Raw genomic sequence first — 19725 nt, 5'->3', positions numbered from 1 at the left:
TTTTTATAACCCGGCGTCGACGAACGTTTAGCGAATGAACAGCTTCTGAATCAGTTTCTGAATCGATCTGCCGTAGGGCGGGTAGATCAGCCGGGCCGCGTTGAAGCGCTGTTTGATCAGCACGCCCTTGGCCTTGCTGAACGTCAGGAAACCTTCGTGGCCGTGGTAATGGCCCATGCCCGAGGGACCGATGCCACCGAAGGGCATGTCGTCCTGAGCGACATGCAACAAAGTGTCGTTCAGGCATACGCCGCCGGAATGGGTCTCGTGCAGTACGCGATGCTGTTCGCGTTTGTCGTAGCCAAAGTAGTAAAGAGCCAGAGGACGAGGCCGCTGATTGATGTAAGCGAATGCCTGCTCCAGATCGCGGTAAGGCACGATTGGCAGCAACGGGCCGAAGATTTCGTCCTGCATCACGGTCATCTCATCGCTGACATTGAGCAGCACGCTGTGTGGCATGCGTCGGCCCTGGCCTTGCTCGAACAGCGGGATCAGCAGCGCGCCCTTGCTGGTCGCGTCGCTGACATAACTGTTGAGCCGGGCCAGTTGGCGCTCATTGATAATCGCGGTGTAGTCGGCGTTGTCGGTCAGGGTCGGGTAGAAGCCTTTCACAGCCTGACGATAGGCCTCGACGAAAGCGCCGACGCGGTCTTCCGGCACCAGCACATAGTCGGGCGCGACGCAGGTCTGCCCGGCGTTGAGGGTTTTGCCGAAGGCGATGCGTTCGGCGGCGTCCTTGAGCGGCACGTCGCTGGAGACAATGGCTGGGGACTTGCCGCCCAGCTCCAGCGTTACTGGCGTCAGGTTTTCCGCGGCAGCGCGCATGACGTGTTTGCCGACGCTGGTGGAGCCGGTGAACAGCAGATGATCGAAAGGCAGGCGCGAGAAGGCCACGCCGACATCCGCCTCACCCAGCACCACACAGACCAGGTCTTCGGGAAAGATCCGCGCCAGCAGTTCTTTGAGCAGCAGCCCGGTGGCCGGGGTCGATTCGCTGAGCTTGAGCATCACCCGATTGCCGGCAGCCAGGGCGCCGACCATCGGCCCTACGGCCAGATACAACGGGTAGTTCCACGGCACGATCACACCGACCACGCCCAATGGCTGATAAACCACCTTCGCCGAAGCCGGCTGGAACGCCACGCCGACCTTGCGCCGCGAGGGCTTCATCCAGTTTTTCAGGTGACGGCTGGCGTAATGAATGCCGTGCAGGCTCGGCATCAGCTCGGCGAGCAGGGTTTCGTCGGCGCTGCGGTGACTGAAATCGGCGCCGATCGCGTCGATCAATGCCTGCCGCTCAGCGCTGAGCAGATCGCGCAGCGCCTTGAGCCACTGCTGACGTTGCGCGGCCGGTGGCATCGGGTTGGCGGCGTACGCGGCCCGTTGTGCCTGGAACTGCCGATCAAGGGTTTCAAGAGGCTGTTGCAGCGTTTGCAGGTAGGCAATGTCGGCAGTCATCGCAGGCTCCGGATTTTATTGTAGTGGGCACTTTTTAGAGTCTATGCTCTAGAAAGTCAAACGACTTCCGCGCACGTCAGTGTTTTATCCACTTCCGGTTAGGTCGTAAGATGCGCCGTCAACGCACTCTGAATTAAAGCTCAAGCCATGGCCCCACGAATAAAAACCAGCGAGCGCATCGTTCAGAACAGCCTGGAGCTGTTCAATCAGCAGGGCGAGCGCAGCGTCAGCACCAATCACATCGCCGCGCACATGGAGATTTCTCCGGGCAACCTGTACTACCACTTCCCCAACAAGCAGGCGATCATCGCCGTGTTGTTCAGTGAGTACGAAGCCCTGGTGGACAGCTTTCTGCGTCCGCCTCAGGGCCGCCCGGCGACCGTCGAGGACAAGCGTTTCTATCTCAAGGAACTGCTTTCGGCCATGTGGCGCTACCGCTTTCTGCATCGCGACCTCGAGCATCTGCTCGACAGCGATGCGGAACTGGCCGCGCGTTATCGGCGTTTTTCCCAGCGCTGCGTGATCCAGGGGGCCGCAATCTACGAAGGTTTTGTCGCCGCCGGCATTCTGAAAATGGATCGCGTGCAGATCGAATCGCTGACCCTCAATGCGTGGATCATCCTGACCTCGTGGGTGCGTTTTCTGTGCACCACGCGGGAAAACTCCAACCACCTCAGCGAACAGGCCGTGAAGCGTGGCGTGTATCAGGTGCTGGTGCTGGAAGCAGGGTTTGTTACCGATCAGGCGCGGGATGAAGTCAACGCATTGTTCGACGAGTTCTACGTGCCGCTGGCGCAGGCCCTTGAAGACGTGAAATAAACCGTTCAGCCGAATTCCACAGGAGCCCGTTATGTCGATTGCGCAGTTGATCAGCCCACAAACTTTGGACGCTCGCAAAGAGCAGCCGGGGCTGGTGATTCTCGATTGTCGTTTCGCCCTAGAAGATCCGGATTACGGCCAGCGCAGCTATGCCGAAGGGCACATTGCCGGGGCGAGTTTCGCCGATCTGGAACGGGATCTGAGCGGTAAAGTCGAGAAGGGCGTGACCGGGCGTCATCCGTTGCCCGAGCCGGCGGCGCTGATCGAACGCCTGCAAGCCTGGGGCATCAGCAACGACAGCGATGTGGTTTTGTATGACGACGGCCCGGGTGCATATGCGGCGCGGGCTTGGTGGTTGCTGGCATGGCTGGGCAAGCGCGACGGCGTGTTCATTCTCGACGGCGGGCTCAAGGCCTGGCACGCGGCTGGCCTGCCGCTGAGTCTGGATCCGCCTAGCGTGACGCCGGGTAACTTCAGTGGTCAGCCGGACATGAACCTGTTGCTCAGCGCCGAGCAATTGCAGCAGCGCCTCGGCCAGCCAACCCTGACCCTGCTCGACGCCCGCGCCTTGCCGCGCTTCAAGGGCGAAGTGGAACCGATCGATCCGGTGGCCGGGCATATTCCCGGCGCGCAGTGTGCGGCGTTCACCGACAACCTCGGCAGTGATGGACGGTTTTTGCCGGCAGAGCAGCTCAACCAGCGCTTTGCGGCGAAACTGGGCGATCGCTCACCGTCGGAACTGGTCGCCTACTGCGGCTCCGGAGTGACGGCGTGTCATAACCTGTTCGCACTGTGCCTGGCCGGTTATCCGCTGGGGGCGCTGTATGCCGGATCGTGGAGCGAGTGGATCAACGAACCGTCGCGCGGCATTGCCACCGGCGAATAACATCGCTGATCCCATGTGGGAGCGAGCCCGCTCGCGATAGCGGTATGTCAGTTAAACAGTTCATTAGCTGACAGGACGCATTCGCGAGCAGGCTCGCTCCCACAAAGTCTTTTGTCGCAGCGCAAAATTTGATCAAAGCGCAGATTCCTTGTGGGAGCGAGCCTGCTCGCGAAAGCGGTGTGTCAGTTAACAATTGATTAGCTGACAGGACGCATTCGCGAGCAGGCTCACTCCTACATGGGATATGCGCTGTTCACACACTGGTGGCGGCCAGCCATTGCGGGATACGCCGCTCCAGGTAATACCCGGGCCTGCGCACCGAGCCGTCGACGAAACCGACATGACCACCACGCGTTTGCAATTCGAATTGGGTGCAGGCTGACAACTCATCGGCCTGCGGCAAGCTGTGGGGAAATACGAAAGGATCGTCCGCCGCCTGAATGATCAGCGTCGGCGTGCGGATTTCGCCGAGGTAGTAGCGGCTCGAGGCGCGGCGGTAGTAATCCTCGGCATCATTGAAGCCATGCAGCGGCGCGGTGACCCGGCCATCGAAATCCCAGAATGTGCGCATGTTCTCCAGCGAACCCAGCGCGGCCAGTTTCGCCAGGCCGTCTTCGCGCCCGTCATGCTGGAACTGGCGCTGCTTGTTCTTGATGTAGGCAACCATCTCACGCATGAAATGCGCCTGATAAACCCGCGAAAATCCCTGGCCGATGCGATCGGCGCATTGATCGAGGCGAAACGGCACCGAGACTGCCACCGCGCCGAGCAAGCCGCTATTGCTACCAGTTTCACCCAGATGTTTGAGCAGCACGTTGCCGCCCAGTGAATAGCCGACCGCAAACAAAGGTGCCAACGGGCGTTTCGCGCGCAGGTGCTGGATGGCTTCGGCAAGGTCTTCGCTGGCGCCGGAGTGGTAGCTGCGCGGCAACAGATTCGGCTCGCCGGAACAACCGCGCCAGTTCAGCGCGACGCTGGCCCAGCCCTGCTCGGCCAACGTCTTCTGAATGCCCGCCACATAGGGCGAATTGGATGAGCCGGTCAAACCGTGCAGTACCAGCACCAACGGCGCCTCGGCACTGTGCGGGCCATGCCAGTCGAGGTCGAGGAAGTCGCCGTCCTCGAGCCACAGGCGTTCGCGCTCGCGCTCGATGTGCAGGGTCTTGCGCCACAGTGGCCCCCACAAGGTCTGCAGGTGCGGATTGCCGAGGCCGAAAGCCGGAACGAAGCGGGAGGCAGGAAGCGCGGACGGTGGTTGCACGGCAAATCTCGACAGGTCTTGCGTAAAGCGGCAGGCGCCCGGTGCGCCAGCCGCTTCTCAATGAAGCGCCTAACTTGCCACAAAGCCGGTGTCGGCGCGACACATGCTCTCATCAGCCTCGCTGACCGGTGCAGCCTCTGGCTCAGGTAATGGCTGCTGTTCGACAGTGGCACCTGCGGTGACCGACACCCAGCGATCTGCCGAAAGATGCCGGTCCATCGCGTTTTTAACATCGGCCACTGTCAGTCTGAGCACCTGCTGCACTGTGTAATCGAGATCGAGCGGCAGGTCGTAGCGGTTGATTTCCACTAGTCTGGCGAGAATCTGCCGATTACTGGCGCTGTCCAGCACGTTCCTGTTGGCCAGCCTGCGCTTGAGATGCTCCAGCTCCAGCGTGGTCGGCCCATCCCGGAGAAACTCATTGAGCATGTCGCGCACCAGCGCAGCGGTGCCAGCGCTGACTGAATTGCCGGTCTGCAAGGTGAAGGTCACTAATCCAGCGCCGCCGGCCCAATTGATGTTGGCGCCGTAGACGTCATAGACCCTTCCGCGCTTGTGCCGCAATTCGTTCATCAGACGGTTGTTGCTGCCACCACCGAGAATCTGACCGGCGGCGTACAGGGCGGCATGATCGGCATGGCGACGCGGTACGCTGGTCTGGGCGAAAACGATGTGTGTCTGCTGCTGCTGCGCCAATTCGAGGTGGCCGGTCTGTAAGGCGCTCGGGCTGGCAGTCGCTGAAGCCAAAAACGCGTCGGGTGGCGTGGGCAGGGCATCGCTGATTTGCAGGCTGATCGCCTGCGCCTGCGCCACAGTGAGATCGCCGACCAGAGTGATTTGCGCATGGCGGGCAGCGTAATAGCGGCGGTGGAAATCCTCCACGTGAGCACGCGTCACGGCACTGAGCCCCGACTCGGTGCCGTAGACCGGGAGACTGTAAGGGCTGTCCGGCGCCAGCAATGTCTTGACTCGTTGCAAAGCCTGATAACCGGCTTCGGCTTGCTCCGCGGAGAGCGCGGCGCGCAGTTCGTGCTTGACCGGCGCCAGGCGCTCCTCGCTCAACAGTGGCTCGCTGAGAATTTGTGTCAGCAGGCTGATGGCCGGCAGGCGTTTTGCCGGATCACTGAGGCTGCGCAAGGAGAACATGGCGCGGTCATGATCGATTTCCATATCCCATTGCGCGCCCAGCCCGTCGAAGGTTGCCATGACGGCGGACAGGTCCTTGCCCGGTACCCCCTCGTTGAGCAGGGAAAATGTCGTGGCTGCCAGGCCCGACCGATCACCGTCCCGAGCACTGCCCGCCGCGAAGCTGACGTGAATATCGAACATCGGCAGGTCGGTCGTGCGTACGAACAGCATCTTGGTATCGTTGCGGGTTTTCCAGCCTCTGATCTTCAATGCACGCGGTTTGATTTCCAGCGCTTTGACTTCACCGAGCGATTGCAGGCGTGAGGTCCGCTTCTGCGCAGGCTGGCCATCAGCGCAAGCCGCTGCGGTCAGGCAGATCAGCACGAATCCTGTGAGCAGTGAAAGACTATTCATTGGCGGCCGCCTTGTGCACGTGGGCAACACCCAGACGCTCGCGGGTCAGCCAGAGGGCGGCCGCGTCGCGAATCTGCTCCGGCGTCACTTTCGCCAACGTTTCGGCATCATCATCCAGCAGGCGCCAGGGCAAGCCGATGGTCGGGTACGAGGCGAGCTGACGGGCCTGTTGCTGTATCGAATCGCTGGCATACACCTGCTGCGCGATCAGTTGCGTACGTGCCCGCTCCAGCTCCTCCAGCGACGGCGGCGTGGTGCGCAATGCATCGATCTGCGCCCACACCCGCGCTTGCGCACCTGCCAGATCGGTCAGCGGTGGATCGGCCAATTCGGCGGTCAACAGCAACAGGCTGTCGCCGCGCGTCATTTGGTTGTAAACGGTGTCGATGCGATTGAACACGCGATCGGTAAACATCAGCTTCTGTTGCAGCCGCGCGCCGTTGGCGCCGCCCAGTATCGCGTTGATCAGACGCAAGGCGTGCACGGTGCGCGGATCTTTCGCAGTGGCCAGTCCGGGAACATTGAACGCCATCAGCAACTGCGCGGCGGGGACTTCGCGGTGCAAGGTCAATTGGCGCTCGCCCGGCACTTTCAGTTCCACGGGACTTGGCAGGCGAGGCACGGAGCGTTTTGCAAGGACGCCAAAATAGCGCTCGGCCAGCGGCTGCACCTGTGCGAGGGTGACGTCGCCGACGATCACCAGTACGGCATTGCCTGGTGCATAACGGCTTTCATACCAGTGACGAAGTTCGCCGGCGTCTACCTGCTGCAAGTCATGCATCCAGCCAATAACTGGAGTGCGGTAGCTGTTGGCGAAGTGGGCCAGGGCAGAGAAGTGCTCAAGAACGGCAGCATTGACATTGTCGTCAGTACGCAGATGGCGCTCTTCGCGGATCACCGCCATTTCGGTGTTCAGGTCATCGGCATGCAGATGAGCGGTCGACATCAGGTCGGCCATCAGTTCGAAGACGACGCCCAGATAGCGCGGCGCCAGGGTCTGTTGGTAGCTCGTGGCATCCGCGTAGGTAAAAGCACTTTCTTCGGCACCAATGGATTCCAGAATCCGCGATGCTTCATCGGCGCAGGTCTTGCTGCTGCCTTTGAACAGCATATGTTCCAGAACGTGGGAGAGCCCGGTCTGCCCTGGCGCTTCGTCAGCCGGGCCAACCTTGAACCACAGCTGCGAAGTAACCAGCGGCGCGCGGTGGTCCTCACGGACCAACACCTGCAAACCGTTTTCCAGGGTGAATTGATGAGTCGGCGGGGGCGTGGCGGCCAGCGTCATGAACGGCGCCAGGCCAAGAAAAAGCAGCATCCGGCTGCAGAGCGTATCCATACGCGAAATGTCCTCAGTGGTTAACGCAGATTGCGGCAACCACTGTGGCGATTTGCGAGGGGCAGGGTGCGGTAACTATTTACCGCACTCTCAACCCAGTGCAGGCAGGGTCAGGCGCTGCGTTGCCACAACGCGTAATACACGCGACCGGATTTCTGTTCGCGGTGCAGGCGCCAGTTGCCCGGCAGGCCCAGCGTCGATGGCGCTGTTTCGCTTTCCGTGTAGATCCACGAATCGGCCGCCAGCCATTGGCGCTCTTCCAGCAAAGTACAAACCGCTGGCAACAGGTTCTGGTTGAACGGTGGGTCGAGAAACACCAGATCGAACGGCGTCGCGGTCTGGGTTTCCAGGTAGCGCAGCGCATCGGCGGTTTGCACCTGGCCGTTGCTGCAACGCAGGGTGCCGAGGTGTTCTTTCAGGCTGGAAACCGCAACGTTGCTGGCGTCCAGCGCCTGGGCCGTGGCCGCGCCACGGGACAGCGCTTCGAGAAACAGCGCGCCGCTGCCGGCGAACGGGTCGAGCACTTTCGCCCCTTCGACATACGGCGCGAGCCAGTTGAACAGGGTTTCGCGCACGCGATCCGGGGTCGGGCGCAGGCCCGGTGCGTCGGGAAAGCTCAGCTTGCGGCTGCGCCACTGGCCGCCAATGATGCGCAGCTGATTGACGCCGTTGTGCACGTTTTGCACAGGTTTTTTCGGTGCTCGAGTCGCCATTAATGCTCCGGAACCCCGAGCGGTTGCTCGGCAGGTTTATCAGATGGGGCCGGTAACGGCTTTTGCGGCACGGTCGGGCCAGCGGTGACGATGACCATTTTCTCCGTGCTCAGGTGTTTGTTCAGCGCATCGCGCACTTGCTCTACGGTCAGGCTCTGTGACTGACGCATGAAATCGTCGAGATAGCTCAGCGGCAGATTATAGAAGCCCATCGCGCCGAGCTGGCCAACGATGTCGGCGTTGCTCGCGGTGGACAGCGGGAAGCTGCCGGCCAGTTCGCGCTTGGCATCGTCGAGTTCTTTCTGTGTCGGCCCGCTTTTCAAGAAGTCGGCGAGCACGTCCTGCACCAGTTTCAGCGTGCCTTCGCTCATCTCGGCGCGGGTCTGCAGATTGATCATGAACGGCCCACGGGCCTGCATCGGGCTGAACGCCGAATACACGCCGTAGGTCAGGCCGCGCTTCTCGCGCACTTCGCTCATCAGGCGCGTACCGAAACCACCGCCGCCGAGGATCTGGTTGCCCAGCGACAGCGCGGCGTAATCCGGATCGTCGCGATCAATGCCCAGCTGCGCGAGCATCAGGTTGGTCTGTTTCGACGGAAACTCGATGTGGTTGACGCTGGCCTTCGGTTCCTGAGGTGCGGCGATTTTCGCCAGTGCCGGACCTTTCGGCAGGGCAGAGGAAACCTGATTGGCGATCGCCTCGGCTTCGGCTCGCGACAGATCACCGACCAGTGCAATCACCGCATTGCCGGCGGCGTAGGCCTTAGCGTGGAACTCGCGCAATTGCGCGACGGTAATCTTCGGCACGCTTTGCGGATTGCCGTCGCTGGAATGCGCGTACGGATGATCACCATACAGGCGCTTCATCAGCTCCAGACTGGCGAGTTTGCCGGGGTTCTGTTTCTGGTATTCGAAACCGGCGAGCAGCTGGTTCTTGATGCGCGCGAAGGAATCGGCGGGGAAGGTCGGTTTGCCGACCACATCGGCGAACAGCTTCAACGCCGGTTCACGCTGCTCAGGTGCGCTGAGGCTGCGCAGCGAAGCCAGCGCCATGTCCTTGAACGCACCGTTGCCGAAGTCGGCGCCGAGGCCTTCAAACCCCTGCGCGATCGCACCGACGTCTTTACCGGCGATGCCTTCGTTGAGCATGGCGTTGGTCAGCACCGCGAGGCCGGGCGCGTTGCCATCCTGGCTGCTGCCAGCGGCGAAGATCAGGCGCATGTCGAACATCGGCAGTTCATGGGCTTCGACGAACAGCACTTTCGCGCCTTCAGCGGTGTTCCAGGTCTGCACATCGAGCTTGCGGCTGGCCGGGGCCTTGCCGTCGAGTTCTGCCAGCGATTGCAACTTTTGGCTGGTTTTGGCGTTATCCAGGGCTTCGCTGGCATGGCTGTCAGCGCTTGGAGACAGATAAACCGCTGCCGAGCCGATCACCGCGACAGCAATCAGGCCAAGCAGCATCAGGCGTGGGGTTTTGCGCTCACTCATGAGTCGTCTCCATTGGCAGGACGTGGGCGACGCTGAGACGTTCGCGGGTGAAATACTTTTTCGCGGCGTTCTGGATGTCTTGCGGAGTCACGCTTTCCAGATCGGCCAGTTCGGTGTCCATCAGCTTCCACGACAGGCCGACCGTTTCCAGTTGACCGATCGCGGTGGCCTGGCTGGTGATCGAGTCGCGCTCGTAGACCAGGCCGGCGATGACTTGAGCGCGGACGCGTTCCAGCTCTTCGGCAGACGGCGCGGTGGTTTTCAGCTGCTCGAGCAGTTTCCACAAACCGGCTTCGGCCTGGGCGATGGTCTTTTTCTTCTGTGTGTTCGGCGTCGCCGACAGGGTGAACAGGCTGTCGCCACGGGTATAGGCGTCGTAGTCCGACGAGCCGCCGGAGACCAGCTCTTCGCCGCGCTCCAGTTGCGTCGGGATGCGTCCGCTATAGCCGCCGTCGAGCAGCGCCGAGATCAAGCGCAAGGCGTTGACCGAGCGTTTGTCTTCAGCGGTAGCAATGCTCGGCACGTTGAAGCCAAGCATCAGGCTCGGCAGTTGGGTCTGCACGCGCAGGGTGATCTGGCGTTCGCCGGGCTCGGCCAGTTCCAGCGGTTTTTTCGCCGGTGGCACGTCGCGTTTGGCGACCGGGCCGAAATAGCGCTGGGCGAGGGTTTTCACTTCGTCTGGAGTGACGTCACCGACCACCACCAGCGTGGCGTTGTTCGGCGCGTACCAGGATTGGTACCAGTGGCGCAGTTCCTCGACTTTCATGCGGTCGAGGTCAGCCATCCAGCCGATGGTCGGCGTGTGATAACCGCTGGCCGGGTAGGCCATGGCCTTGTAGCGCTCATAGGCCTTGGACATCGGCTTGTCATCGGTGCGCAGGCGGCGCTCTTCCTTGATGACTTCGATTTCCTTGGCGAACTCGTCGGCCGGCAGGCGCAGGTTGGCCATGCGGTCGGCTTCCAGCTCGAAGGCCACGCCGAGACGATCACGGGCCAGCACCTGGTAATAAGCCGTGAAGTCGTCGCTGGTAAAGGCGTTTTCTTCGGCGCCGAGGTCGCGCAGGATCAGCGAAGCTTCGCCGGGGCCGACCTTTTCGCTGCCCTTGAACATCATGTGTTCGAGCGCGTGGGACAGACCGGTCTGGCCCGGAGTCTCGTAGCTGGAGCCGACCTTGTACCAGATCTGCGAAACGACCACCGGCGCACGATGGTCTTCGCGCACGACGACCTTGAGGCCGTTGTCGAGGGTGAATTCATGGGTCGGTTGCGGGTCGGCCGCCAAGGCCGAAAGGGGCAGGCAGACTGCGCTGAGCAGCAGGCCAGCAGCGCGGCGGGCTAGAGCATTCATTCGTTTTTCAACCTGTTGGGCTGCCCGCTTGGTCTTAGCGTCGGCGGGCGAGAGGGTGCTAGGATACTGATCCGTTTTACTGGCGGCCACGCCTATCAGGTTTCGATACCCGGTCAGGCTGTATGGGTTTGTCGCGGATAGCAGCAGTTTTCCATCTGAACTGCGCGTTTTCGCCGACGATGCCGCTCCAGTCCTTCGTGTTAATTGAAGTTTGAGGTGCCTTCGGTGCCTCGACAAAATGTTGCGCGTGAACAAGCTGGGTGAAACACAGTCTGTTCTGCATCGAATATTTATTTGCCGAGGCGCCCTGTTGGCGCGTCGCTACCGTGAGATAGCCGTCCTCCATGTTTGGTTCCAACGACGACAAGAAGAGCCCAGCTGCGGCTGGCGAGAAGAAAAGCCTGTTCGGATGGCTGCGGAAGAAACCGCAGGAACCCGTCGTCGAACAGCCGCCCGCGATTCCTGAGCCGGCCCCCGCGCCAGCACCTGTAATAGAAGAAGAGCCGGCGCCGATTGTGCTGCCGATCGCCGAGCCGGTGCTGCAACCGGAGGCTGAGGCCGAGCCGGAAGCGCCCGCCGCTCCCGAGTTGCCGCTGACGCCCGCCGCCGAGCCGTGGCTGACCTTGCCGGTGGCAGAAGAGCCGGTCGCGCTGGTTGAAGAAGCGGCGCCGCATGTGACGCCAGTGATTCCTGCGCCGGTTGCCGAAGTGGCTGCGCAGCCTGTGCCTGAGCCGGTTGTCGAGCCAGCGCCGATCATTTCTGAACCCGCCGCTCCGGTTGTTCCACCGTCCGAGCCTGAGCCCGCACCGCTTGCCGCTGCGCCGGTTATCGCTCCGATCGTGCCGGTCGAAGCGCCTGTAGAAACGCCCGTCGAAACCCCGCGCACTGAGGAAGCCAAAGCCGGTTTCTTCGCCCGCCTCAAGCAAGGCCTGTCGAAGACCAGCGCCAGCATCGGCGAAGGCATGGCCAGCCTGTTCCTCGGGCGCAAGACCATCGACGATGAGTTGCTCGACGACCTCGAAACCCGTCTGCTGACCGCCGACGTCGGCGTTGAAGCCACCACGCAGATCATCCAGCGCCTGACCCAAAAGGTCGCGCGCAAAGAGCTGGCTGACGCCGATGCGCTGTACAAGTCGCTGCAGGCCGAATTGGCTGCGATGCTCAAGCCGGTTGAGCAGCCACTGAAAATAGCCTCGCAGAACAAGCCGTTCGTGATTCTGGTGGTCGGCGTCAACGGCGCCGGCAAAACCACCACCATCGGCAAACTGGCGAAGAAACTGCAACTGGAAGGCAAGAAAGTCATGCTCGCCGCCGGCGATACCTTCCGTGCTGCGGCGGTAGAACAATTGCAGGTCTGGGGCGAGCGCAACAAGATTCCGGTGATCGCTCAGCACACCGGCGCTGATTCGGCTTCGGTGATCTTCGACGCGGTGCAAGCGGCCAAGGCCCGTGGCATCGACGTGCTGATCGCTGACACCGCCGGTCGCCTGCACACCAAAGACAACCTGATGGAAGAGCTGAAAAAGGTTCGCCGGGTGATCGGCAAGCTCGACGCTGACGCGCCGCACGAAGTGCTGCTGGTGCTCGACGCCGGTACTGGCCAGAACGCCATCAACCAGGCCAAACAGTTCAACCAGACCGTCGAACTGACCGGCCTGGCCCTGACCAAGCTCGACGGCACCGCCAAGGGCGGGGTGATTTTCGCCCTGGCCAAGCAGTTCGGCTTGCCGATCCGCTACATCGGCGTCGGTGAAGGCATCGACGATTTGCGTACCTTTGAAGCCGAACCCTTTGTCCAGGCACTGTTTGCCGAGCGGGAGCGTTCATGATTCGTTTCGAACAGGTCGGTAAACGCTACCCGAACGGTCACGTCGGCTTGCATGAGCTGAGCTTTCGAGTCCGTCGTGGCGAGTTCTTGTTTGTCACCGGACACTCCGGTGCCGGTAAATCCACGCTGTTGCGCCTGTTGCTGGCGATGGAACGGCCGACCAGCGGCAAACTGCTGCTTGCCGGGCAAGACCTGAGCACCATCAGCAATGCGCAGATTCCGTTCCTGCGCCGACAGATCGGCGTGGTGTTCCAGAATCACCAGTTGCTGTTCGATCGCACGGTGTTCAACAACGTCGCCTTGCCGCTGCAGATCCTCGGCCTGTCCAAGGTCGAGATCGCCAAGCGCGTCGATTCGGCGCTGGAACGCGTGGCACTGTCGGACAAATCCGATCTGTACCCGGGCGACCTGTCCACCGGTCAGCAACAGCGCGTCGGCATTGCCCGCGCCATCGTCCATCGCCCGGCCTTGCTGCTGGCGGACGAGCCGACCGGTAACCTCGACCCGCGTCTGGCCGCTGAAATCATGGGTGTGTTTGAAGACATCAACCGTTTGGGCACCAGTGTGCTGATTGCCAGTCACGACCTGGCGCTGATCGCGCGCATGCGTCACCGCATGCTGACCCTGCAACGCGGCCGCTTGATCGGCGACGGGGAGGCCGGGGTATGAGTGCGACACGCAGTCCGAAGGTATCCGAGCGCGTGGCCCCGAAGGCCGCCGATCCGCAACCGCAGAAAAAGAAAAAGCACGACGATGACGACGGCCCGGACTTCGCCACGCTGTTTCGCGCCTGGATCGAAAGCCATCGCGCCAGTCTGCTCGACAGCCTGCGCCGTCTCGGCAAACAGCCGATCGGCAGCTTCTTCACCTGCATGGTCATGGCCGTTGCGCTGAGTCTGCCGATGGGGCTGTCGCTGTTGCTCAACAACGTCGAGCGTCTTGGCGGTTCCTGGCAGCGCGCGGCGCAGATTTCCCTGTACCTGCAACTCGATGCCAGCCCGGAACAGGGCGAGTCGCTGCGCGAGCAGATCAAAGGCATGCCCGGCGTCGCTGATGCCGAATATGTCGGCCGCGATCAGGCGCTGGAGGAGTTCCAGCAGCAGTCCGGCCTGGGCGAAGCCCTGCGTGAGCTGCCCGAGAACCCGTTGCCGGGTGTGGTGCTGGTCACACCGAACGAAGTCGACAAGCCGACACTCGAAGCATTAAGACAAAAACTTTCCGAGCTGCCCAAGGTACAACAGGCGCAACTTGATCTAGTCTGGGTCGAGCGTCTGGCCGCCATCCTCAAGCTTGGCGATCGCTTTGTCTTCGGTCTGACGGTGTTGTTGGTGTCTGCATTACTTTTGGTGATAGGCAATACCATTCGTCTTCATATTGAAAACCGCCGCACCGAGATAGAAGTGATTAAACTCGTCGGCGGCACTGACAGTTATGTGCGTCGTCCTTTCCTTTATATGGGCGCGTTGTATGGCTTCGGTGCAGGGCTGTTGTCGTGGGGTGTATTGGCGTTCGGCCTGAACTGGCTGAACGATGCGGTGGTTGGATTGGCCGGCTTGTACGGCAGTGATTTCGCCCTGGCCGGTGTGCCAGTGGCCGACGGTCTGTCGCTCTTGCTTGGCGCGGTGCTGTTGGGTTATATCGGTGCATGGATTGCAGTCGCACGTCATCTCAGGGAGCTGGCGCCGAAGTAGAATCTTTTTTTGCGCGTGATTGACCTTGCGGTTTTTATGGGAACTTGTACCTGAGTTCCCGGTCAATTTTTCGCAGTGCCGAGAGGCACGAGTATGTAAGTGGGAGGTTTTTTCGTATGACCAATTCTTTGCAACCTGCGTATGCGCTGGTTCCGGGTGCGAACCTGGAAGCCTATGTGCACACCGTCAACAGCATTCCATTGCTGACGCCGGAGCAGGAGCGTGAACTGGCCGAGAGTCTCTACTATGAGCAGGATTTGGGGGCGGCTCGGCAGATGGTGCTCGCCCACCTGCGTTTTGTCGTACACATTGCCCGTAGCTATTCCGGCTACGGTCTGGCCCAGGCTGACCTGATCCAGGAAGGCAACGTCGGCCTGATGAAGGCCGTCAAGCGCTTCAACCCGGAAATGGGTGTGCGTCTGGTGTCGTTCGCTGTGCACTGGATCAAGGCGGAAATTCACGAGTTCATCCTGCGCAACTGGCGCATTGTGAAAGTCGCGACCACCAAGGCCCAGCGCAAGCTGTTCTTCAACCTGCGCAGTCAGAAGAAGCGCCTGGCGTGGCTGAACAACGAGGAAGTCCACCGTGTGGCGGAAAGCCTTGGCGTCGAACCACGTGAAGTGCGCGAGATGGAAAGTCGCCTGACCGGCCATGACATGGCCTTCGACCCGGCTGCCGAAGCCGACGACGACAGTGCTTTCCAGTCGCCGGCCAACTACCTGGAAGACCACCGGTACGACCCGGCGCGTCAACTGGAAGATGCCGACTGGAGCGACAACTCCAACACCAACCTGCACGAAGCACTGGAAGTGCTGGACGAACGCAGCCGTGACATCCTCTACCAGCGCTGGCTGGCGGAAGAAAAAGCCACGCTGCACGACCTGGCGCAGAAGTACAACGTGTCGGCCGAGCGAATCCGTCAGCTCGAAAAGAGCGCGATGAACAAGCTCAAGTTGTCGATCGCCGCGTAACCGGCGCATCAGCAATAAAAAAAGCCCCGATCAGCGATGATCGGGGCGTTTTCATTTCTGTTTCAACACAAATCCCTGTGGGAGCGAGCCTGCTCGCGAATGCGGTTTATCAGTGACATCAACACAGGCTGACACACCGCTTTCGCGAGCAGGCTCGCTCCCACATTGGTATTTCGGTGTTATTCAGCCCAAGGCGCCCGCCGCGAATCATTCAGCCCGAGCAAGTAACTGTCCCCGCCCAACTGACTCATCTGCTGCCGAATCCACCCAGCCCGGCGCGATACATAACCGGTCGGATGACTCGCGCTCCACACCCGTGGATTGGGCAGTACCGCCGCCAGATAACTCGCCTGCTGACGCGACAATGACTTCGCACTCACGCCAAAGTGGTGGCGGGCCGCGGCTTCAGCGCCAAACACGCCGTCATCCCACTCGACGCTGTTCAGGTACACCTCAAGAATCCGCTGCTTGGGCCAGAACACCTCGATCAGTGCGGTAAACCACGCTTCCAGACCTTTGCGCAGATAACTGCGGCCCGACCAGAGAAAGAGGTTTTTCGACACCTGCTGGCTCAAGGTGCTGGCGCCGCGAATCGAACCGCCCAGTTCGTTGTGGGCCAGAGCGGCCTGAATCGCGCGCAGATCGAAGCCCCAGTGCTCGGGGAATTTCTGGTCTTCGCCAGCAATTACCGCCACTTTCAGGTCATCGGAGATCTGGTCCCACGGTTTCCAGGTGCGCTGCAGATCAATCGGCTCGCCGTCGACCCAGGATTCGACCTTGCGCTCGACCATCAACGCCGTACCCGGCGGTGGCACGAAGCGGAACACCAGCACCAGCAAGACGCTGCCGCCGGCGAACCAGAGCAGAGCCTTCGTGAGACGACGGAAAATTGAACGCAGCATAGAGATGGCTTGGCCGAACCCGTGGAGCGGGCCATTATACAGACCCTGCCGATGGCGTCTGACTGGAGTTCCCCATGCTGCGTGGCTTTTTGATGCTGGCCGCTTTTTTCGGATTCACCGGTGTTGCGCTCGGTGCGTTTGCCGCCCACGGCCTGAAAAACCGTCTGACGCCGGAATACCTGACGATTTTCCACACCGGCGTCACCTACCAACTGGTGCACACACTCGCGCTGTTCGGCGTTGCGCTGCTGGCCACGCAGATTCAGGGGCGCCTGATTACTTGCGCCGGCCTGTCCTTCACCGTCGGCATTGTGTTGTTCTCCGGCAGCCTGTATCTGCTGACCATGACCGACATCAGCAAGCTCGGCATCATTACCCCGTTTGGTGGCCTCGCGTTTCTCATCGGTTGGGTTTGCCTCGGCCTCGCTGCCTGGCGCTTGCAGCTAACCGCTTGACGCTTGGTACTGACCTTTAGGTCATGATCGGGCTAGAATGCCAGCCCCTAAAAATGATGGCGGCGTTGTGCATGCGCATTCAGTTGAACGGTGAGTCCTTTGAATTGCCCGACGGTGAAACCGTTGCGGGCCTGATCACTCGTCTGGAGCTGACCGGGCGCCGTGTGGCGGTAGAGCTCAATCTGGACATCGTCCCGCGCAGCCAGCATGCCGATACCACATTAAACGACGGCGACAACGTCGAAGTGGTGCACGCCATCGGTGGCGGCTGATCGCCCGGCCCGCGAGGGCACAGAATTCTGCAAGACCCTCACCCCTAAAGAGGATATCCCATGAGCATCGTTCGTAGCGACAAGCCTTTTGTGCTGGCCGGTCGTACTTACCAGTCGCGTTTGCTGGTCGGTACCGGCAAGTACCGTGACATGGAAGAAACCCGCCAGGCCATCGAAGCCTCGGGTGCCGAGATCGTCACCTTCGCCGTTCGCCGCACCAACCTGGGCCAGATCGAAGGCGAGCCGAACCTGCTCGAAGTGCTGTCGCCGGATCGCTACACTTTCCTGCCGAACACTGCCGGTTGCTACGATGCCATCGAAGCCGTGCGCACCTGCCGCCTGGCGCGTGAGCTGCTCGACGGCCACAACTTGGTGAAGCTGGAAGTGCTGGCCGACCAGAAAACCCTGTTCCCCAACGTGATCGAAACCCTCAAGGCCGCCGAAACGCTGGTCAAGGAAGGCTTCGACGTGATGGTTTACACCAGCGATGACCCGATCATTGCTCGCCAGTTGGCCGAAATCGGCTGCATCGCCGTCATGCCGCTGGCCGGTCTGATCGGCTCCGGTCTGGGCATCTGCAATCCGTACAACCTGCAGATCATCCTCGAAGAAGCCAAGATCCCGGTGCTGGTGGATGCCGGTGTCGGTACCGCTTCCGACGCGACCATCGCGATGGAGCTGGGTTGCGACGCCGTACTGATGAACTCGGCCATCGCCCACGCCCAGCAACCGGTCATGATGGCGCAAGCCATGCAGCACGCCATCGTCGCCGGTCGCCTGGCGTACCTCGCCGGCCGCATGCCGAAAAAACTCTATGCCAGCGCCTCTTCGCCGCTGGATGGTCTGATCAAGTAAGAGCCATTGATGACTGAATCGAACGACACGCCTGTCCAGCCGGACGAAGGCGACGAGCGCCAACACCGCCGCATCAAGAGTTTCGTGATGCGCGCCGGGCGCATGACCGAAGGCCAGCAACGCGGACTGGACCAGGGCGCGCCGCTGTACGTGCTGCCGCTGGCCGATGCGCCGGTCGATTACGACCAGGTGTTCGGCCGCTCGGCACCGCGCTCGCTGGAAATCGGTTTCGGCATGGGCCACTCGCTGCTGGAAATGGCCGCTGCTGCTCCAGAGCAGGATTTCATCGGTGTTGAAGTGCACCGTCCGGGTGTCGGCGCGCTGCTCAATGGCGTGCTGACCCAAGGGCTGACCAACCTGCGGGTCTACGATTGCGACGCGATCGAAGTGCTCAACCGCTGCATCGCCGACAACAGCCTCGATCGCCTGATGCTGTTCTTCCCGGATCCGTGGCACAAGAGCCGCCACCACAAGCGCCGCATCGTCCAGGCCTCGTTCGCTGAACTGGTGCGCAGCAAGTTGAAGGTCGGCGGCATTCTGCACATGGCCACCGACTGGGAACCGTACGCCGAGTACATGCTGGAAGTGATGAACGTCGCCCCGGGCTACCGCAACCTCGCCGAAGACGGCAAATGCGTCCCGCGCCCGGCCGAACGCCCGATCACCAAGTTCGAACGCCGCGGCGAACGCCTTGGCCATGGCGTGTGGGATCTGAAGTTCGAAAAGATCGCTTAAGTAACACGCAACAAAAACTGTGGGAGCGAGCCTACTCGCGAAAGCGGTCTGACTATCAACGATGATGTTGGATGTTAAGACGCCTTCGCGAGCAGGCTCGCTCCCACAATTGTTTTGTGTATGAGGAGATTACAGGGGGGCAAGAAATCGAGCGGGCACCTGCTCTGTCAACCAGACGCCATTTTCGGCCTGATAGAACTTGAAGCCCTGTTCTTCCATCTGCTTCGCGGCAACCTTCAGAACGACTGGCGTTCCGTAGCGTTGACCCACGGCCGACGCGGTGGCGATCTCATCGGACAGATGCACCTGATGGCGTTGTCCTGGAATCAAGCCTTGTTCGTGGATCGAGTCGAGAAAACGCGTCGCTGTTCCGTGGTAGAGCGTTTGCGGTGGCTGTTTCTGCTCGAATTGCAGATCAACGCTTTTCGCCGAGTGGCCTTGAACAGCGCGTATACAGTGGCCATCAGCGGAAATCGTAAAACGCTTCTTGTCACTGCTGGTCACGACGTTTTCAATCAGCTCACGACTTAAATGTCTGCCATCACGCGCCGCGCCGCTGATCAGTGCATCGATATTTGCCCAGCCTTCCGAATTCAGATTCAGTCCGATCGCTTGAGGCTCGTGACGCAACACGAAGCTGAGAAATTTGCTCGTCTCATCCAGTAGTTTTTTACTCATGAACTTCCCTTTCATTGCGATCAACTGTGGGAGCGAGCCTGCTCGCGAAAGCGGTCTGACAATCAACGATGATGTTGGATGTCATGACGCCTTCGCGAGCAGGCTCGCTCCCACATTTCGTTTCGGGGTGTTTGCGGTGTCAGCGGCGGTCGGCGACGACGCCGATCAGCACCAGTACCACCAGCAGCACCGGCGCCAGGCTGTAGTTGTTGAACTGGCTCAGGCCTTTGATCACCCATGGCGTGGCGTAGATCAGCGCGGCGCCGCTGCCTATCAGGCAGAGCAGGGCCATCAAAGGCACGCGCAGGGCGCCGGCGATGCTGCCCAGCCGTTGTTCGACCCAGCCTTTGAAGTCAGCGCCGAACAGCACCAGCAGGCAACCGACCAGCGCCAGGGCGATTTCCGAGAGATTGCTGCGGCTCCAGCGGGAGACGGTGGCCAGCAGGTCGAGTATCAAATCCATGCGTTTTCCCTTTGAGCTGAAG

The 19725-nt window shown here is 61.0% G+C and carries 21 protein-coding genes; 10 read left to right on the top strand and 11 right to left on the bottom strand.

The features are described 5' to 3' along the window. Positions 1-27 precede the first annotated feature (27 nt). Positions 28-1458 (bottom strand): coniferyl aldehyde dehydrogenase, encoded by a 1431-nt coding sequence (locus PS14A_RS23875; RefSeq protein WP_212617367.1) that lies wholly within the window; start codon positions 1456-1458, stop codon positions 28-30. A gap of 147 nt (positions 1459-1605) precedes the next feature. Here PS14A_RS23875 and PS14A_RS23870 point away from each other — a divergent pair, with 147 nt between their 5' ends. Next, entirely contained in the window at positions 1606-2277 is a 672-nt protein-coding gene (locus PS14A_RS23870) for a TetR/AcrR family transcriptional regulator (protein ID WP_016772708.1), read from the top strand. 31 nt (positions 2278-2308) lie between these two features. Continuing rightward, the gene (locus PS14A_RS23865) at positions 2309-3163 is read left to right on the top strand and encodes a sulfurtransferase (RefSeq protein ID WP_212617366.1); all 855 of its coding nucleotides are present in this window, start codon (positions 2309-2311) and stop codon (positions 3161-3163) included. Between the two features lie 253 nt (positions 3164-3416). Here the strand turns inward: PS14A_RS23865 and PS14A_RS23860 are convergent, their stop codons facing one another. The 7 genes from PS14A_RS23860 to PS14A_RS23830 all read right to left on the bottom strand — a co-directional run bounded on the left by PS14A_RS23860 (position 3417) and on the right by PS14A_RS23830 (position 11199). Further along, positions 3417-4424, bottom strand: a complete 1008-nt coding sequence (locus tag PS14A_RS23860; protein WP_212617365.1) for a hydrolase — start codon at positions 4422-4424, stop codon at positions 3417-3419. A gap of 69 nt (positions 4425-4493) precedes the next feature. Next, positions 4494-5966, bottom strand: a complete 1473-nt coding sequence (locus PS14A_RS23855) for a pitrilysin family protein (protein ID WP_212617364.1) — start codon at positions 5964-5966, stop codon at positions 4494-4496. Further along, entirely contained in the window at positions 5959-7302 is a 1344-nt protein-coding gene (locus tag PS14A_RS23850; RefSeq protein ID WP_212617363.1) for a pitrilysin family protein, read from the bottom strand. Before PS14A_RS23850 ends, PS14A_RS23855 begins: the two co-directional genes overlap by 8 nt. Before the next feature lie 110 nt (positions 7303-7412). After that, on the bottom strand, positions 7413-8015 hold the full coding sequence (gene rsmD, locus PS14A_RS23845) for a 16S rRNA (guanine(966)-N(2))-methyltransferase RsmD (RefSeq protein WP_212617362.1): 603 nt from the start codon (positions 8013-8015) through the stop codon (positions 7413-7415). Further along, positions 8015-9505 carry a pitrilysin family protein gene (locus PS14A_RS23840; protein ID WP_212617361.1) on the bottom strand — a complete coding sequence of 497 codons (1491 nt, stop codon included), beginning with the start codon at positions 9503-9505 and terminating at the stop codon, positions 8015-8017. Before PS14A_RS23840 ends, rsmD begins: the two co-directional genes overlap by 1 nt. Beyond that, positions 9498-10853 (bottom strand): pitrilysin family protein, encoded by a 1356-nt coding sequence (locus tag PS14A_RS23835; protein ID WP_125916683.1) that lies wholly within the window; start codon positions 10851-10853, stop codon positions 9498-9500. Before PS14A_RS23835 ends, PS14A_RS23840 begins: the two co-directional genes overlap by 8 nt. A 76-nt stretch (positions 10854-10929) precedes the next feature. Then, a complete protein-coding gene (locus PS14A_RS23830) occupies positions 10930-11199 on the bottom strand; it encodes a hypothetical protein (RefSeq protein WP_212617360.1) in 270 nt (89 codons plus the stop codon). Here PS14A_RS23830 and ftsY point away from each other — a divergent pair. The 4 genes from ftsY (at position 11198) to rpoH (ending at position 15343) form a co-directional block, all read left to right on the top strand. Next, on the top strand, positions 11198-12682 hold the full coding sequence (gene ftsY / locus PS14A_RS23825) for a signal recognition particle-docking protein FtsY (protein WP_212617359.1): 1485 nt from the start codon (positions 11198-11200) through the stop codon (positions 12680-12682). The genes PS14A_RS23830 and ftsY overlap by 2 nt on opposite strands. Beyond that, positions 12679-13350 carry a cell division ATP-binding protein FtsE gene (ftsE, locus tag PS14A_RS23820; protein ID WP_016772715.1) on the top strand — a complete coding sequence of 224 codons (672 nt, stop codon included), beginning with the start codon at positions 12679-12681 and terminating at the stop codon, positions 13348-13350. The genes ftsY and ftsE overlap by 4 nt, the downstream gene beginning before the upstream one ends. Beyond that, the gene (ftsX, locus tag PS14A_RS23815) at positions 13347-14372 is read left to right on the top strand and encodes a permease-like cell division protein FtsX (protein ID WP_053124717.1); all 1026 of its coding nucleotides are present in this window, start codon (positions 13347-13349) and stop codon (positions 14370-14372) included. Before ftsE ends, ftsX begins: the two co-directional genes overlap by 4 nt. Positions 14373-14488: 116 nt before the next feature. After that, the gene (gene rpoH / locus PS14A_RS23810; protein ID WP_016772717.1) at positions 14489-15343 is read left to right on the top strand and encodes an RNA polymerase sigma factor RpoH; all 855 of its coding nucleotides are present in this window, start codon (positions 14489-14491) and stop codon (positions 15341-15343) included. Positions 15344-15522: 179 nt separating this feature from the next. Here rpoH and mtgA read toward each other — a convergent pair whose 3' ends face one another. After that, positions 15523-16245, bottom strand: coding sequence for a monofunctional biosynthetic peptidoglycan transglycosylase (gene mtgA, locus PS14A_RS23805; protein WP_024014666.1), 723 nt, complete (start codon positions 16243-16245; stop codon positions 15523-15525). A gap of 74 nt (positions 16246-16319) precedes the next feature. Here mtgA and PS14A_RS23800 point away from each other — a divergent pair, with 74 nt between their 5' ends. The 4 genes from PS14A_RS23800 (at position 16320) to trmB (ending at position 18562) form a co-directional block, all read left to right on the top strand. After that, a complete protein-coding gene (locus PS14A_RS23800; protein WP_212617358.1) occupies positions 16320-16700 on the top strand; it encodes a DUF423 domain-containing protein in 381 nt (126 codons plus the stop codon). A 71-nt stretch (positions 16701-16771) separates the two neighbouring features. Beyond that, positions 16772-16972: a sulfur carrier protein ThiS gene (thiS, locus tag PS14A_RS23795; protein WP_161984075.1), complete on the top strand. Its 201-nt coding sequence runs from the start codon at positions 16772-16774 to the stop codon at positions 16970-16972. A 60-nt stretch (positions 16973-17032) separates the two neighbouring features. Next, positions 17033-17827 (top strand): thiazole synthase, encoded by a 795-nt coding sequence (locus tag PS14A_RS23790; RefSeq protein ID WP_007964131.1) that lies wholly within the window; start codon positions 17033-17035, stop codon positions 17825-17827. 9 nt (positions 17828-17836) lie between these two features. Continuing rightward, positions 17837-18562 (top strand): tRNA (guanosine(46)-N7)-methyltransferase TrmB, encoded by a 726-nt coding sequence (trmB, locus tag PS14A_RS23785; RefSeq protein ID WP_024014663.1) that lies wholly within the window; start codon positions 17837-17839, stop codon positions 18560-18562. 129 nt (positions 18563-18691) lie between these two features. On the opposite strand, the gene PS14A_RS23780 is transcribed toward trmB, so the two are convergent. Together PS14A_RS23780 and PS14A_RS23775 are read right to left on the bottom strand one after the other, a co-directional pair. Continuing rightward, the gene (locus tag PS14A_RS23780) at positions 18692-19240 is read right to left on the bottom strand and encodes an RNA 2'-phosphotransferase (protein ID WP_212617357.1); all 549 of its coding nucleotides are present in this window, start codon (positions 19238-19240) and stop codon (positions 18692-18694) included. A gap of 139 nt (positions 19241-19379) precedes the next feature. After that, complete coding sequence (locus PS14A_RS23775) at positions 19380-19703, bottom strand: DUF3392 domain-containing protein (RefSeq protein WP_008083808.1); 324 nt, start codon at positions 19701-19703, stop codon at positions 19380-19382. Between the last annotated feature and the right edge of the window lie 22 nt (positions 19704-19725).

Origin of the sequence: Pseudomonas sp. 14A (genome assembly GCF_018132745.1) — a bacterium.
Lineage (GTDB): Bacteria > Pseudomonadota > Gammaproteobacteria > Pseudomonadales > Pseudomonadaceae > Aquipseudomonas > Aquipseudomonas mercuritolerans.
The sequence above is the reverse complement of the archived record's forward strand: the minus strand, read 5'-3'. Positions and strand labels throughout refer to the sequence as shown.

What these genes read in the sequence shown, in the direction of transcription:
- PS14A_RS23875 (WP_212617367.1), bottom strand. Translation starts at nt 1,458, where the DNA reads ATGACTGCCGACATTGCCTACCTGCAAACGCTGCAACAGCCTCTTGAA.
- PS14A_RS23870 (WP_016772708.1), top strand. Translation starts at nt 1,606, where the DNA reads ATGGCCCCACGAATAAAAACCAGCGAGCGCATCGTTCAGAACAGCCTG.
- PS14A_RS23865 (WP_212617366.1), top strand. Translation starts at nt 2,309, where the DNA reads ATGTCGATTGCGCAGTTGATCAGCCCACAAACTTTGGACGCTCGCAAA.
- PS14A_RS23855 (WP_212617364.1), bottom strand. Translation starts at nt 5,966, where the DNA reads ATGAATAGTCTTTCACTGCTCACAGGATTCGTGCTGATCTGCCTGACC.
- PS14A_RS23850 (WP_212617363.1), bottom strand. Translation starts at nt 7,302, where the DNA reads ATGGATACGCTCTGCAGCCGGATGCTGCTTTTTCTTGGCCTGGCGCCG.
- rsmD (WP_212617362.1), bottom strand. Translation starts at nt 8,015, where the DNA reads ATGGCGACTCGAGCACCGAAAAAACCTGTGCAAAACGTGCACAACGGC.
- PS14A_RS23840 (WP_212617361.1), bottom strand. Translation starts at nt 9,505, where the DNA reads ATGAGTGAGCGCAAAACCCCACGCCTGATGCTGCTTGGCCTGATTGCT.
- PS14A_RS23835 (WP_125916683.1), bottom strand. Translation starts at nt 10,853, where the DNA reads ATGAATGCTCTAGCCCGCCGCGCTGCTGGCCTGCTGCTCAGCGCAGTC.
- ftsY (WP_212617359.1), top strand. Translation starts at nt 11,198, where the DNA reads ATGTTTGGTTCCAACGACGACAAGAAGAGCCCAGCTGCGGCTGGCGAG.
- PS14A_RS23830 (WP_212617360.1), bottom strand. Translation starts at nt 11,199, where the DNA reads ATGGAGGACGGCTATCTCACGGTAGCGACGCGCCAACAGGGCGCCTCG.
- ftsE (WP_016772715.1), top strand. Translation starts at nt 12,679, where the DNA reads ATGATTCGTTTCGAACAGGTCGGTAAACGCTACCCGAACGGTCACGTC.
- ftsX (WP_053124717.1), top strand. Translation starts at nt 13,347, where the DNA reads ATGAGTGCGACACGCAGTCCGAAGGTATCCGAGCGCGTGGCCCCGAAG.
- rpoH (WP_016772717.1), top strand. Translation starts at nt 14,489, where the DNA reads ATGACCAATTCTTTGCAACCTGCGTATGCGCTGGTTCCGGGTGCGAAC.
- mtgA (WP_024014666.1), bottom strand. Translation starts at nt 16,245, where the DNA reads ATGCTGCGTTCAATTTTCCGTCGTCTCACGAAGGCTCTGCTCTGGTTC.
- PS14A_RS23800 (WP_212617358.1), top strand. Translation starts at nt 16,320, where the DNA reads ATGCTGCGTGGCTTTTTGATGCTGGCCGCTTTTTTCGGATTCACCGGT.
- thiS (WP_161984075.1), top strand. Translation starts at nt 16,772, where the DNA reads ATGCGCATTCAGTTGAACGGTGAGTCCTTTGAATTGCCCGACGGTGAA.
- PS14A_RS23790 (WP_007964131.1), top strand. Translation starts at nt 17,033, where the DNA reads ATGAGCATCGTTCGTAGCGACAAGCCTTTTGTGCTGGCCGGTCGTACT.
- trmB (WP_024014663.1), top strand. Translation starts at nt 17,837, where the DNA reads ATGACTGAATCGAACGACACGCCTGTCCAGCCGGACGAAGGCGACGAG.
- PS14A_RS23780 (WP_212617357.1), bottom strand. Translation starts at nt 19,240, where the DNA reads ATGAGTAAAAAACTACTGGATGAGACGAGCAAATTTCTCAGCTTCGTG.
- PS14A_RS23775 (WP_008083808.1), bottom strand. Translation starts at nt 19,703, where the DNA reads ATGGATTTGATACTCGACCTGCTGGCCACCGTCTCCCGCTGGAGCCGC.